The sequence below is a fragment of the Clavibacter phaseoli genome (genome assembly GCF_021922925.1).
Lineage (GTDB): Bacteria > Actinomycetota > Actinomycetes > Actinomycetales > Microbacteriaceae > Clavibacter > Clavibacter phaseoli.
Window position 1 is genome coordinate 221,569 of the sequence record NZ_CP040786.1, and the last position, 13,819, is coordinate 235,387.

Annotated in this window: 13 protein-coding genes and 1 tRNA gene; 10 read left to right on the forward strand and 4 right to left on the reverse strand. The window is 73.3% G+C overall.

Annotated features, from left to right (window positions below; genetic code table 11):
• Positions 1-210 precede the first annotated feature (210 nt).
• Entirely contained in the window at positions 211-3,936 is a 3,726-nt protein-coding gene (locus tag FGI33_RS01045) for a DUF4011 domain-containing protein (protein ID WP_119402258.1), read from the forward strand.
• Positions 3,936-4,199, forward strand: coding sequence for a hypothetical protein (locus FGI33_RS01050; RefSeq protein WP_237582126.1), 264 nt, complete (start codon positions 3,936-3,938; stop codon positions 4,197-4,199). Before FGI33_RS01045 ends, FGI33_RS01050 begins: the two co-directional genes overlap by 1 nt.
• A 41-nt stretch (positions 4,200-4,240) precedes the next feature.
• Here the strand turns inward: FGI33_RS01050 and mscL are convergent, their stop codons facing one another.
• From mscL to FGI33_RS01065, 3 genes are read right to left on the reverse strand one after another with little or no spacing between them, the layout of a single operon-like run.
• On the reverse strand, positions 4,241-4,723 hold the full coding sequence (gene mscL, locus FGI33_RS01055) for a large conductance mechanosensitive channel protein MscL (protein ID WP_119435036.1): 483 nt from the start codon (positions 4,721-4,723) through the stop codon (positions 4,241-4,243).
• A gap of 28 nt (positions 4,724-4,751) precedes the next feature.
• Entirely contained in the window at positions 4,752-5,162 is a 411-nt protein-coding gene (locus FGI33_RS01060) for an FmdB family zinc ribbon protein (protein WP_119435035.1), read from the reverse strand.
• 6 nt (positions 5,163-5,168) lie between these two features.
• Positions 5,169-5,744 carry a 5-formyltetrahydrofolate cyclo-ligase gene (locus tag FGI33_RS01065; RefSeq protein ID WP_119435034.1) on the reverse strand — a complete coding sequence of 192 codons (576 nt, stop codon included), beginning with the start codon at positions 5,742-5,744 and terminating at the stop codon, positions 5,169-5,171.
• A 40-nt stretch (positions 5,745-5,784) separates the two neighbouring features.
• Here FGI33_RS01065 and galU point away from each other — a divergent pair, with 40 nt between their 5' ends.
• The 6 genes from galU (at position 5,785) to FGI33_RS01095 (ending at position 10,751) form a co-directional block, all read left to right on the forward strand.
• Entirely contained in the window at positions 5,785-6,681 is an 897-nt protein-coding gene (gene galU / locus FGI33_RS01070; protein WP_012039135.1) for a UTP--glucose-1-phosphate uridylyltransferase GalU, read from the forward strand.
• A gap of 57 nt (positions 6,682-6,738) precedes the next feature.
• A complete protein-coding gene (locus FGI33_RS01075; RefSeq protein WP_119402712.1) occupies positions 6,739-7,407 on the forward strand; it encodes a GNAT family N-acetyltransferase in 669 nt (222 codons plus the stop codon).
• Between the two features lie 97 nt (positions 7,408-7,504).
• Positions 7,505-8,473 (forward strand): hypothetical protein, encoded by a 969-nt coding sequence (locus FGI33_RS01080; RefSeq protein ID WP_194676076.1) that lies wholly within the window; start codon positions 7,505-7,507, stop codon positions 8,471-8,473.
• Positions 8,474-8,540: 67 nt separating this feature from the next.
• A tRNA-Ala gene (locus tag FGI33_RS01085) sits at positions 8,541-8,613 on the forward strand.
• A gap of 110 nt (positions 8,614-8,723) precedes the next feature.
• Positions 8,724-10,346, forward strand: a complete 1,623-nt coding sequence (locus FGI33_RS01090) for a DUF7059 domain-containing protein (protein ID WP_237582127.1) — start codon at positions 8,724-8,726, stop codon at positions 10,344-10,346.
• Positions 10,347-10,355: 9 nt separating this feature from the next.
• Positions 10,356-10,751, forward strand: coding sequence for a DUF3054 domain-containing protein (locus FGI33_RS01095; protein WP_119401821.1), 396 nt, complete (start codon positions 10,356-10,358; stop codon positions 10,749-10,751).
• Positions 10,752-10,770: 19 nt separating this feature from the next.
• Here FGI33_RS01095 and FGI33_RS01100 read toward each other — a convergent pair whose 3' ends face one another.
• Positions 10,771-11,208, reverse strand: a complete 438-nt coding sequence (locus FGI33_RS01100) for a pilus assembly protein CpaE (protein ID WP_119434345.1) — start codon at positions 11,206-11,208, stop codon at positions 10,771-10,773.
• A 120-nt stretch (positions 11,209-11,328) separates the two neighbouring features.
• Between FGI33_RS01100 and FGI33_RS01105 the strand changes: the two genes are divergently transcribed.
• Both FGI33_RS01105 and FGI33_RS01110 read left to right on the forward strand, forming a co-directional pair.
• A complete protein-coding gene (locus FGI33_RS01105; protein WP_119434344.1) occupies positions 11,329-12,330 on the forward strand; it encodes a LacI family DNA-binding transcriptional regulator in 1,002 nt (333 codons plus the stop codon).
• Positions 12,331-12,433: 103 nt separating this feature from the next.
• Positions 12,434-13,783 (forward strand): extracellular solute-binding protein, encoded by a 1,350-nt coding sequence (locus FGI33_RS01110; RefSeq protein WP_119434343.1) that lies wholly within the window; start codon positions 12,434-12,436, stop codon positions 13,781-13,783.
• Positions 13,784-13,819 lie beyond the last annotated feature (36 nt).

Sequence of the window (13,819 nt, forward strand, 5' to 3'; positions counted from 1 at the left end):
GAGCCCGGCCGGCCGAGGCCCGATCGCACGGCCGCGCGGGCCGGGACGGGGGCGGCGCGCCCCCGCAGATCCGGCCCCGCGCCGCCCCGCCTGCCGGTTTCCCCACCCGCCGCGTCGTACTGTTGCCGGGTGTGGCGTGCCAATGAACGATCCGACGACGACGACGACCTGCTCTCCGGGTTCGCCGCCGAGCCTCTTGAGGACCCCCACGTGAATGCTTCCCACAACAGCACCAGCCCCCACGACCTCCGGGTCGGCGACGTGCACCTGGGGAGCGCCAACGTGGCCGAGCCCCGCTGGCGCGAGTGGCGCGAGCAGCTGGCCGGCATCGGCGGCACCTCTCCTCTCCTCCACTTCGTGGACGCGCCGGGCTCGCGCATCGAGCTCAGCACGACGCACCCGGGCGGCCTCGCGCAGTTCATCACGGGCAAGACGACGCTGCTGTCGTCCCTGATCCGCGACGAGCTCGCGCTCCGCAGCGCCCGCAAGGCCGCGAACCGCATCACCCAGAAGGGCATCGAGCTGGTCTCGGCCCGGGGCATCGAGTCGATCCACCTGGCCATCGGCCTCGCCGAGTGGCGCTTCGCCGACGAGCAGTTCCGCGCGCCCGTGCTGCTGCGCCCGCTCGCGATCCGCCGCCACGGCAGCGACTACGAGGTGCGGCTCAAGGGCCAGCCGTTCCTCAACCCGGCGCTCGCGCGCGCCCTCGAGGAGCAGTTCCAGATCACGCTCGACGCCGACTCGTTCGTCGCTCTCGCCGTGCAGAACGGCGCGTTCAAGCCGCAGCCCGTCATCGACCGCCTCCGCGGCCTCACCTCGCACCTGCCCGCGTTCGCCGTGCAGCCGCGCCTCGTCGTCTCGTCCTTCGCGGAGGTGGGCCAGGCGCTCGCCGAGGACGCCGAGGACCTCGAGCACCTCGTCATCGACGCGATCGCCGGCAACCCCACCGCCAAGTGGGGCGTCGGCGAGGCGTACGCGCCCGTGGATCCGATCCCGCAGGACCAGCGTCCGCCCGTCACCGACACCCTGCTGCTCGACGCGGATCCCGAGCAGGAGTACGTCATCGCGCAGATCAACGCGGGCAACTCGCTCGTGGTGACCACGCTCCCCGGCACCGGCGGCACGCAGACCATCGTCAACTCCATCGGCTGCCTCGTCGCGCAGAACAAGCGCGTGCTCGTCGTGAGCCCCCGCGCCTCCTCCCTCAAGGGCATCGGCCAGCGCCTCGCCGACGTCGGCCTCCCGGGGCTCGCGGTCGCGCCGAAGTCGCTCAAGCGCGACGTGGTGCAGTCCATCGTCCGCAACGAGAAGGCCGCGCCCGCGCAGACCGCCGAGGTCGACGACGCGCTCGTGCGCCTGCGCCACGTGCTGCTCGACTACCGCTTCGCGCTCGGCCGCCCCGACCGGGACCTCGGCGTCTCCGTGCTCGACGCGCTCGGCGAGCTGTCCCGGCTGGCCCTCCTGCCGGATCCGCCGGCCACGACCGCGCGCCTCACCCGCGACGCCGTCGTCGCCATCGCGCACGACCGCGCGAGCGCCGCTGCCTCGCTGGTCAAGGCCGCGAGCCTCGGCGAGTTCCGCTACGGCCCGGGCGACTCGCCCTGGTACGGCGCCACCTTCTCCACGAGCGCGGCGGCGACGCACGCGCACGACCTCGCGAAGTCGCTCTCCGCCGACGGCCTGCCGCGCCTCCTCGAGCGCGCGGACGAGCTCATCGGCCAGACGCGCATGCGGGCGTACAAGTCCATCGACGAGCTCGGCGTGTACCTGCGCCTCCTCCTCGACGTGCGCGAGACGCTCGACAAGTTCCAGCCCGTGGTGTTCGACCGGTCGCTCAGCGAGATCATCGCGGCCACCGGATCCCGCCGCGACGCCCCCGAGATGACGAGCATCACCCGCCGTCGCCTCCGCAAGCTCGCGCGCGAGTACGTGCGCCCGGGCGTCCACATCTCCGACATGCACGAGAGCCTCAAGGCCATCCAGAAGCAGCGGATCCTGTGGCAGCGCTACGTCGCGGTCGGCTCCACGCCCGAGGTCCCGCGCGGCATCTCCGACGTGCACGTGCGCTACCAGGAGGTCGCCGCCGACCTCAAGGTGCTCGACGAGCCGCTGAGCATGCTCACGCGCCCCACCCCGCTCGGCGAGCTCCCCGTGGACGAGCTGCGCGAGAAGGTGGCCCAGCTCGCCGAGGACAGCGAGGTGCTCCAGAACCTGCAGGAGCGCACCTCCCTGCTGGCGGAGCTCCGCCGCCTCGACCTCGATCCGCTGCTCCGCGACCTCTCCGACCGGCACGTGCCGCAGGAGTCCGTCGCCGCCGAGCTCGAGCTCGCCTGGTGGCAGTCCGTGCTCGAGCAGATGCTCGCGGGCGACAAGGCGCTCCTCAACGCGAACACGAGCGTGCTCGACCGCCTCGAGTCCGACTTCCGCCTCGTCGACGAGGCGCACGCGACCGCCAGCGCGGGCCTGCTCGCCTGGCAGCTCGCGGAGACGTGGAAGATCGGCGTGGTCGACTGGCCCGAGGAGGCGCACCACCTGCGCCAGCTGCTCGGCGGATCCGCCCCCGTCGACGCCGCGGCCCTCCACCACTCCGCGCCCCACCTCTCCCGCACCATCGCGCCCGTCTGGCTCGCGTCGCCCTACGAGGTGCCCGCGATCACCGACGAGATGCCGTTCGACGCCGTGTTCCTCGTCGACGCCGGCGCCATGACGCTCGCGGAGGCCCTCGGCGGCATCCGCCGCGGCAAGCAGACCGTCGTGTTCGGGGATCCCGTCACGCAGACGCCGTCGCCGTTCACCATCGCGGTCGTCCCGCAGCCGGAGCGCTCGACGCCCCAGCTCGCGGACGACGACTCCACGCTCGAGGAGCGCCACGCGGACTCCGCGCTCGCGCGCCTCGGCGAGCTGCTGCCCACCCTCTCCCTCACGCGCAGCTACCGCGCGGGCGGCGAGGACCTGGCCGAGCTCGTCAACCGACGCTTCTACGGAGGCCGGATCCAGTCCCTCCCGTGGGCGGGCACGTTCCTCGGCCACGGCAGCCTGTCGCTCGACTTCGTCGCGGACGGCCACGGCATGCCCGACGAGGACACCGGCGCCGTCGAGAGCGTCGACGCCGAGGTGATCCGCGTCGTGGAGCTCGTGCTCGACCACGCGAGCCACCGCCCGCGCGAGTCCCTCATGGTCATCACCGCGAGCGCCCGCCACGCCGTGCGCGTGCAGCAGGCCGTGCTCCACGCGGCGGCCAAGCGCAGCGACGTCACCGAGTTCTTCATCGGCGACCGCGCCGAGCCGTTCATGGTCGCGACGCTCGAGCAGTGCGTGGCGCAGAGCCGCGACCGCGTGATCTTCTCGGTCGGCTACGGCCGCACCCCGCACGGCCGCGTGCTGTCGAACTTCGGCGCCCTCGCGGCGCCCGGCGGGGAGCGCCTGCTCGCCGTCGCCATGACGCGCGCCCGCCGCTCGATGGTGGTCGTCTCCTGCTTCCAGCCCTCGGACATCGACCAGGACCGGATGAAGCACGGCATCGTCGCGCTCGCCCAGATCCTCTCCGAGGCGGAGGCGCGCTTCAAGGAGGACCCGATCCCGGACGACGGCGACGCCATGCTCGTCGACCTCGCCCGTCGCCTCGAGGGCCTCGGCCTCGCGCCCGCCCTCGGGCATCGCGACAAGCTCGGGCTCGTGGCCTCCTACGGCGGCCGGGCCATCGCGATCGAGACGGATCCGGTGGTCAACCAGACGAGCCTCCGCGAGTCGCTGCGCCTCCGGCCCGAGATGCTCAAGCGCCTCGGCTGGCACTACCTCCGCGTGCACTCCTTCGAGCTCTTCGCGGATCCGGACGCCGTCGCCCGCCGCATCGCCACCGCCCTCGGCGCGATCTCGGACGCGCACCCGGTCACCGCGCCCGTGCAGGTCCAGGCCGGCGCGCACCGGGCGGACTGATGCCGGAGCGCGACGCGTCGGACGCCGACCCGGCGGCCGACGCCGCGGCTGCCGGCGCCGCGGGGGAGCGCCGCCCGGCCCGTCGGTCGCGGCGCGCGTCGACGCCGCCGGTGCCCGGATCCGACCCGACCCCGCAGGCCGACGCGCACGCACCCGCGGTGCGCGCCGCCGAGGACGCCCCGCAGGGCTGGGGCGACGCGCCCGCCGCCTCCGACGCGAACGACGACCGCCTCCGGCTCGACCGCCCGCCCCACTGGGGCTGACGGGTCGACGCCGGAGGCGGCCGGGTCGTGCGGATGGAGCGCTAGGCGGGCTTCCCGGGCTCGGCCACGTGCTGGCCGGTGGATGACGGGATCGTGTGCGCGCCCTCGGGCGACGGGCGCCCGGCGAGCAGGTCGCGGATCTCGATGAGCAGCTCGGTCTCGGTCGGCGGCACGTCCTTCGGCGTCGCCTCCTCCTCGGCCTTCTGCTTCGCGAACGCGACCTTCTTGAGGTGGTTCACCGGCAGCACGAGCGCGAAGTAGACGACCGCGGCGACGATGAGGAAGTTGATGACCGCGGCGATGACCGCGCCGAAGAAGATGGTCGCCTCCCCGCCGGATGCGGTGGGGATCGTGACGGGCAGCGCCTCGGCCAGCGTCGACGCGTCGAAGAGCGCGCCGATGAGCGGGTTGAAGACGGACGTGACGATGGCCGTCACGATCGCGGTGAACGCGGCGCCGATGACGACGGCGACCGCGAGGTCGATGACGTTGCCGCGGAGGATGAACTCCTTGAAGCCCTTCACGGGTGCTCCTGTCTGGCGGGCCGTCCGATCAGGTGGACGGCGAGGACGAGCCGGAGCCCGAGGACGCGGGACCGGAGGGGGTGCTGGGGGTCACGGTACCGGAGCCCTGGCCGATCGTCCCGGATCCGGACGCCCCGGACGAGTCCGACGATCCGGAGGACGAAGACGAGGACGACGAGGAGTCGGAGGACGAGGACGAGTCGCCCGACTTCGCCGACGACGACCCCGACGAGGAGGGCCGCGAGCGCTTGGCGGCGTCCTCGGTGCGCGAGTCGTTGCGGTAGAAGCCGCTGCCGGTGAAGCTCACGCCGACCGCGGCGAAGAGCTTGCGGAGCTTGCCGCCGCAGACGGGGCACTCGGTGAGGGAGTCGTCGGTGAACGCCTGGACGATGTCGAAGGCGTTGCCGCACACCGTGCAGCGGTAGGAGTACGTGGGCATGGGTCCCTAGAAGGAGTGGATGAGGGTCGGGGTCACGATGCCGTCGACCGGCATGTCGTGCTTCTCCCGCGGGAGCTCGTCGACGAACTCGGCGTCGAACACCACAGCGTAGACCGGGGGGCAGGCCTCCATGGATCCGAGGGTCTTGTCGAAGTAGCCGCGACCCCAGCCCATGCGCATGCCGCCCTGGTCGACCGCGGCGGCGGGCACGACGATGAGGTCGACGTCGTTGATGGCGATCGGCCCGAGCAGCTCGCCCACCGGCTCCGGCAGGCCGAACAGGCCCTCGGTCTCGGTGCCGTCGCTCACGACCCAGTCGAGCAGGCCGTCGTTGCGCGACACCGGGAGGAGCACCTGCCGGTCGTTCGCGTGCAGCCACTGGAGGAACGGACGCGTCGTGGGCTCGTCGACGGTGGACAGGTAGCAGGCGACCCGGCGCGCGTCGTGGTTGCCCACGAGCTCGGTCAACCGGCTGGTCAGACCGTGCGCGGCATCGTCGCGCTCGGTCGAGGTCATCTGCCGACGACGCTCCCGCAGCTGGGCGCGCAGCGCCCTCTTCTCGTTCCCGACATCGCTCGGCATGGGTCGAGTCTAGGTATGTTCGCCCGCTACGCTCGATCGCATGGTCACCCACATCACGAAGGCCGTCATCCCCGCCGCGGGACTCGGAACACGATTCCTTCCCGCGACGAAGGCGATGCCGAAGGAGATGCTGCCGGTCGTCGACCGCCCGGCCATCCAGTACGTGGTGGAGGAGGCCGTGGGCGCGGGACTGCACGACGTCCTCATGATCACGGGCCGCAACAAGACCGCCCTCGAGAACCACTTCGACCGCAACGCCGAGCTCGAGGCCACCCTCCAGCTCAAGGGCGACGACGCGAAGCTCCGCAAGGTCAACGAGTCCACCGACCTCGCCGACATGCACTACGTCCGCCAGGGCGACCCCAAGGGCCTCGGCCACGCGGTGCTCCGCGCCGAGATGCACGTGGGCCGCGAGCCCTTCGCCGTGCTCCTCGGCGACGACATCATCGACAAGCGCGACGTGCTCCTCTCCCGCATGATCGAGGTCCAGCTCCAGCGCGGCTGCTCTGTCGTCGCGCTCCTCGAGGTGGATCCCTCGCAGACGCACCTCTACGGCGTCGCCACGGTCGAGGAGACGGACGACGACGACGTCGTGCGCATCACCGGCATGGTCGAGAAGCCCGCCGCGGGCACCGCGCCCTCCAACCTCGCGATCATCGGCCGCTACGTGCTTCGTCCCGAGGTCTTCGACGTGCTGCACAAGACGGAGCCCGGCAAGGGCGGCGAGATCCAGCTCACCGACGCGCTCGAGAAGATGGCCGCCGCGCCCGAGTGGACCGGCGGCGTCTACGGCGTCGTCTTCCGCGGCCGCCGCTACGACACGGGCGACCGGCTCGACTACCTGAAGGCCATCGTCCAGCTCGGCGTCGACCACGAGGATCTCGGCGAGGGCCTGCGCGAGTGGCTGCCCGAGTTCGTCAAGACGCTCGAGCGCTGATCCCGATCCGCGGCGCGGGGTCGGGTCGCACCGGCGCTCCCGCGGAGGCCTAGGCTCATGGACGTGCCGCAGACCGTACCCACCATGCGGGACGGGCGCATCTCCGTCCGGCCCATCCGGCTCCGCGACTCGCGGGCCCTCGAGCGATCGCTGCTCGACAACCGCTCCTGGCTCCGGAAGTGGGAGGCCACGAGCCCCTACGCGCCGATGGCATTCGACACCCGCGCGAGCATCCGGTCGCTGCAGGCCAACGCCCGCGCCGGCCTCGGCGTGCCGCTCGTCATCGACTACGACGACGAGTTCGCCGGCCAGCTCAACGTGTCGTCCATCGCGTACGGGTCGCTGTCGAGCGCGACCATCGGCTACTGGGTCGGCCAGGAGTTCGCCGGCCGGAACGTCACGCCGACGGCCGTCGCCCTCGCGACCGACTACTGCTTCACGACGCTCGGGCTGCACCGGATGGAGATCTGCATCCGCCCGGAGAACGCGCCCAGCCTCCGCGTGGTGCAGAAGCTCGGGTTCCGGTACGAGGGCCTGCGCCGCCGCTACATCCACATCAACGGCGACTGGCGCGACCACTTCTGCTTCGGCCTCGTGGTGGAGGAGCTCTCGACCAGCGTGCTCGCGCGCTGGAAGGAGGGCGGCGTGGATCCCGAGTGGTCGCGCGTCCCCGACGCGGACGTCGAGGCGGCCGCCGCGCCGCTGGCCGTGCAGCGCCGGATCTGACGTCCGCGCGTCCGCGGACCTGCGGATGCGTCGGCGTCGCCGTGGACACGCGGCGCGCTTCCCGCGTCGCGCCCGCCGGACCTCCTAGCCTCGGGACATGCAATCCGGCGGCATCATCATCGCGCTCTCCGCGGTGCTCTGGCTCGCCTACCTCCTGCCCACGTGGCTGCACCGGCGCCAGTACATGGCGACCGAGCGCAATGCCGTGCGCCTCCAGCAGACCCTGCGGATCCTGGCCGAGACGGCCGAGGTCCCCGACGCGGTGCGCGCCGAGACCAACGCCCGCAGCGTCGTCGAGCAGCAGCGCGCCCTCCGCCGGGCCGCAGAAGAAGCCGAAGCCGCCGCGCGTGCGCGAGACGCCGCCGCCCAGCGCGCCCTACCGAAAGTGGCCCCCGTGTCCGCAACGTCGCCCTCCGCCGCCACGCGCCTCCGCCGCAGCCGGCTCGCCGCCACCGCGGTGCTCGCCCTCGCCCTCGTCGGCGTGATCGCCGGCATCGCGCAGGTCGCGGGTGCCGGCGCCTGGACGCTGCTCGTGATCTCCTCGCTGGCCACGTTCGCGTCGCTCGCCTTCCTGCAGCGCATGTCGCAGGTCGCCGCCGCCCGCCGTCTCCAGGCGCCCGAGGCCCGCCCGATGCCGCGCACCGGATTCACCGACTTCCAGGAGTCCTCCGCGCAGGCCGCCGAGCCCGTCGCCGAGCGCGAGGAGGGCGAGTCCTGGACCCCCGTTCCCGTGCCGAAGCCGCTCTACCTCTCCCGCTCGCAGGCGCCCGGTCCGCGTCCCGGCGCGGGCAGCGCGCCCCGCACGCCGCTGTCGCCCGTCGAGGAGATGCGCCGCGCCGCTGCCGCGTCCGAGGAGACGCTGCGTCGCGCGCACCTCGAGCCCGAGGTCGCGCGCCTGTCCGCCGACGACGAGGAGGCCGCGCCCGCCGCATCCGCCGCCCCGGTCGCGCCGGCCGCGCGCACCGCCCCCGTCAGCCGCTTCTCGCGCATGGGCATCGTCGACGACGCGGAGCCCGGCATGGGCGACCTCGACGAGGTGCTGCGCCGCCGTCGCGCCGTCGGCTGATCCGCCGTGCTCCGGCCCGCGCGGTTCGGAGGGCTCCTCGCGACGTGGTAGTCTCGTGGAGTTGTCAGGGCCTATGGCGCAGTTGGTAGCGCGCCTCGTTCGCATCGAGGAGGTCAGGAGTTCGAATCTCCTTAGGTCCACAAGAACCCCGCTCCGGCGGGGTTTTTGCTTGTCCGGGCGGCATGCCGCCGAGGCGCCGGTCGCCGGGCACCCGCCCGGCGACCGGCGCCTCGCCGGTTAAGCTCGAGCAATGCCCCGCCCCGCGATCCCGTCCGTGACCATCGCCACCCCCGAGGTGCGGGCGCTGCGCGCCGACCTCGAGGCGGCCCCGTTCACGCTCGCGTCGGCGCTCGACGTCTGGGGCGACGCGGCCGGGCAGGCGCTGCACCGGGGGAACCGGATCCCGGCCCGCCGCGCCGTGGACGCCGCGCGCACCGCCGACGGCCTGCCCGCGGCCGCCGCGCTCGCGGCCCTCTTCGTGCTGGGTGACCCCGTCGACGCGGCCGACCTCCGCGCCGCCCTGCCGACGCTCGGCCTCGACGGCGCAGAGTGCCTCGGCCTCGTCGAGGTCGACGGCGACCGGGTGCGACCGTCCGTCGACGTCCGCCCGTACGGCTTCATCGACGCGCACGGGGTCGGCGAGTGGTGGATCGCGTCCGACCTGGGCGAGCTCGCCACCGGCGGCGCCCTCGACGAGGACCACGTGCTCGGCGTGGGCGGCGCGTCCGCCACGCTCAGCGGGCTCATGATCTCGACCCCGGTCACCACCGCGCTCGACCTCGGTACCGGCTGCGGGATCCAGGCGCTGCACGCGTCCCGGCACGCCGACCGCGTCGTCGCGACCGACATCTCCGCGCGCGCCCTGGCGTTCGCGGCGCTGAACGCCGCCCTCAACGGGATCACGACCATCGAGCTGCGGCTCGGCAGCCTGTTCGAGCCGGTCGCGGGGGAGCGGTTCGACCACATCGTCTCGAACCCGCCCTTCGTGATCACCCCGCGCGCGGAGGGCGTGCCGGCCTACGAGTACCGCGACGCGGGCCTCGTCGGCGACGCCCTCGTCGAGGGCGTCGTCGCCGACCTCGCCGACCACCTCGCGCCCGGCGGCGTCGCGCAGCTCCTCGGCAACTGGGAGCACCGCGCCGGGGAGCCCGGCCTCGCGCGCGTCGCGGGCTGGCTCGATCGGGCGGCCGCGCGCACCGGGTCCGGCCTCGACGCGTGGATCGTCGAGCGCGAGGTGCAGGAGGCCGCGCTCTACGCCGAGACGTGGATCCGCGACGGCGGCACCCGCGCCGGCACCCCGGAGTCGGAGGCGCTCATGGACGCCTGGCTCGACGACTTCGCCGCGCGCGGGGTGGACGCGGTCGGCTTCGGCTACCTCACCCTCCGCCGCCCGGCCGCAGGGGCGCCGACGCTCCGCCGGATCGAGCGGCTGCACGGGGGCCTCGGCCACAACCCGACCGGCCTCGGCGACCACCTCCAGGCCTCCCTCGCCGCGCACGACGCCCTCGCCGGCGTCGACGACCGCGCGCTCGCCGGGCTCGCGCTCGTGGTGGCCGGCGACGTCACGGAGGAGCGGCACTACTGGCCGGGCGCCGAGGATCCCACGGTCATGACGCTCCGCCAGGGCGCGGGCTTCGGACGCGAGGTGCCGCTCGACACCGGGCTCGCGGCGCTCGTCGGCGCGTGCGACGGGGAGCTCGCGGTGGGGGCCATCGTCGACGCCGTCGCGCAGCTCACCGCGGTGGACGCCGACGCCCTGCGCGCCGAGCTGCTGCCGCGGATCCGCGGGCTCGTCGCCGACGGGTTCCTCCTGCTGCCGGGCGCGACGGCGGCGGGGGACGGGCTCGCCGACCGCCCAGCGCGCGACGCCTAGGATCGCGGGGTGACTCCCCGAACCGCCCGCCGCGCCGCCCGTCCCGAGATCGTCCGCGCCGTCGTCCTCGACGCCGCGCTCATCGTCGTCTTCGTCCTCATCGGCCGCGCGAGCCACGGCGAGGACCTCGCGCCGTCGGGCGTGCTCGGCACCGCCTGGCCGTTCCTCGCGGGCGGGATCGTCGGCTGGATCGTCGCGCGGGCCTGGCGCAGCCCGTCGCGCGTCGTGCCCACCGGCCTGGTGGTCTGGGGCGTGACGCTGGTGGTGGGCATGGTGCTCCGTGCACTCAGCGGCGAGGGCGTCGTGGTGCCGTTCGTGATCACGACCGCGATCATCCTGGCCGTCCTGATGCTCGGCTGGCGCGCCGTCGCGGCCGTCGTCGTCCGCCGGCGCGCGCGGGCCTGATCCCTCCGGCCGCCCCGCGTCAGGCGGCCGGCGGCGTAGGGGCCTGGGCCTCCATCACGGCGATGAGCGCCTTCGCGTAGGCCTCCTCGGCCTCGAGGTCGCGGTGCTCGACCTCGGTGCCATCGATCACGACGAGCACCACGTGCGCGCCGTCCTCCGCGCCGCCGATCTCGCGCCGGAGCGACCGGAACGCGCCGCCGAGCAGCGCCCGGAGCTGGTCCTCGCGCGGCAGCCACAGGCTGTCCTCGAGCGCCACGGAGTCGAGCGCCCACTCCGTCGTGCCGTTGAAGCCGAGCACGGTGCCGGTCGCGTGCTCGTGCGCCTCGATCGTGAGCTCGCTGATGGTGAAGACGTCGGACTCGAAGCCCTGGCCGCGGATCCGGAACCGGTCGCCGGGCTCGGGGCTCCACTCGAGTCCGAGCTCCAGGAGGGTCGTGGCATGCGCGGTGGAGATCATCCGTGCAGTATGCCCGGCGCTCCCGGGCGTCGCCTCCGCAGGCGGGGGAATGCGTGTGCATTAGATTCGCAGGGCACCGCTTGCGGCAGACGCCGCCGCCGGTCGGACACGGGGAGGACCATGCGCGCGACAGTCAAGGACGTCGCCGCGCGCGCCGGGGTCTCGCCGAAGACCGTGTCGAACGTCATCACCGGCCGCGTCGCCGTGAGCCCCGCCACGCGCGAGCGCGTCGAGCGGGCCGTCGCCGACCTCGACTACGTGCCGAACCTCTCCGCGCGCGGCCTGCGCAACGGGCGCACGGGAGTCATCGCGGTCGCGCTGCCCGACCTCGGCACCGCGTACTCCGCGGAGCTCGCGCACCACCTGGTGGAGGTCGCGCACGAGGCCGGCTACAGCATCCAGATGGAGGAGACGGGCTCGCGGCCCGACCGCGAGCGCGACCTCATGTCCCGCGCGCGGGAGCACCTGGTCGACGGCCTGATCCTCAATCCCGTGCTCCTCTCGCGGAGCGCCATCGTGCGCGCCGAGTCGCTGCCGCCCGTCGTGGTGATCGGCGAGGTCGAGCAGGAGATCGTCGACCGGGTGCTCGTCGACAGCGTCCAGGCGGCGTACGACATGACGCGCTTCCTCCTCGGCACGGGCGCCCGGCGCATCGCCGCGGTCGGCACGGCCACCCGCGAGGAGTCCGCGGCCGGCGACCTCCGCCGGATCGGCTACCGGCGCGCGATGGAGGAGGCGGGCGAGGCGCCCATCGAGATCGACCGCACGGGCTGGAACAGCGCGTCCGGGGCCGAGGCGGTCGACGCCTGGCTGGCGGACGGCAACGCCCTCCCCGACGCGCTCTTCTGCTTCACCGACGGCCTCGCGTTCGGCGTCCTGCGCGCGCTCGCCGACCACGGCGTGCGCGTGCCGGAGGACGTCCAGGTCGCGGGCTTCGACGACGTCGACCAGGCGCGCTTCTCGATCCCCGCCCTCACCTCCGTGCACTTCGACATCCGCGCCTACGCGGAGGCGGCCGTGGGCCAGCTCGTCCGCCGGATCGAGGAGCGCGACGGCCCGCCCGTGCAGATCGTGATCCCGCACCGCATCGTCGCCCGCGGCAGCACGCGCGACCCCGCCTGACCCGTCCTGCTCCCTCCGCGAACGTTCGGCTGATCGTCCGACGGAAACGTTGCGCTCCGCATTACAACGATGTAATGATCGCTGCATCACGAAGGAGTGGTCAATGGATCCTGTTACGGGAAAGGCCGGGGGACGTCCCTCGGCATGGTCGAGGCGTCAGATCCTCATGGGCGGAGCGGCGGCCCTCGGCGGCGCGTTCCTGGTCGGGGGCCTCTCCGGCTGCGCGCCCCAGGTGGCGTCGGCCGGCGGCATCGTCGACCTGAAGTACTGGCACCTGCTGTCCGGGGGCGACGGCATCCGGATGACGGAGATGGTGAAGGAGGCGAACGACTCCGGCGGCGGGTTCGACGTCACGGCCACCGTCCTCGCCTGGGGTCAGCCGTACTACACGAAGCTCGCGATGGCGTCGGTGGGCGGCCGCGCTCCCGACGTCGCGATCATGCACGCGGCGCGCGTGCCCGGCTTCGCGCCGGGCGGCCTGCTCGACCCGTGGGACACCGACCGGCTCGCGGAGCTCGGCGTCACCCAGGCCGACTTCGAGCCGCGGGTGTGGGACAAGGGCGTGGTCGACGGGCAGCTGTACTCCATCGCGCTCGACAGCCACCCGTTCATCCTCATGTACAACACGGACATCGCCCGCGAGGCCGGCATCCTCGGCGACGACGGGCAGCTCGCGGAGATCACGACGCCCGACGGCTTCCTCGAGGCGATGCGCGCCATGCAGGGCGTCACCGGCGAGCACGGCCTCAGCTACGGCTACCTCGGCGACGGCGCCCAGATGTGGCGCATGTTCTACACGTTGTACAAGCAGATGGGAGGCGACATGGAGCTGCCCACGGGCGGCCAGGTCGTCTACGACCGCGACAAGGCCGTCGCGTCGCTCGAGTACATCCAGAGCCTGCTCGACGGCACGATCGCCACCCCGAGCGGCGACGCGGGCACCGCCATCGCCGAGTTCGCGGGCGGCAAGAGCGGCGCCATCGTCACGGGCGTGTGGGAGCTCCCCACCTTCCAGACGGCGGAGGTGCCGTTCGACGCGATGCCCATCCCGAACCTCTTCGGCACGCCCGCGACCTTCGCCGACTCGCACGCGTTCGTGCTGCCGCACCAGAGCTCGCCGGATCCCGTCAAGCGCGAGAGGACGTACGCCTTCGTCGCCGACCTGCTGAAGAACTCGCTGCAGTGGGCGGGCGCCGGGCACATCCCCGCGTACAAGCCCGTCGTCGACAGCCCCGAGTACGCGGAGCTCCTGCCGCAGGCGCACTACGCGAACGCGGCCGAGCAGATCGAATACGACCCCGTGGCGTACTTCACCGGATCCGGCTCGGACTTCCAGACGTACTTCGCCGAGAACGTGCAGAACGTGTTCCTCGGGCGCCAGGAGGCGGGCGTGGGCCTCGACGCCTTCATCCGGCAGATCGACGCCCTGCTCGCGAAGCCCAACCCCCTGTAGCGCGCGACCACGCAGCGCCCGATCGATCTCGCGGTC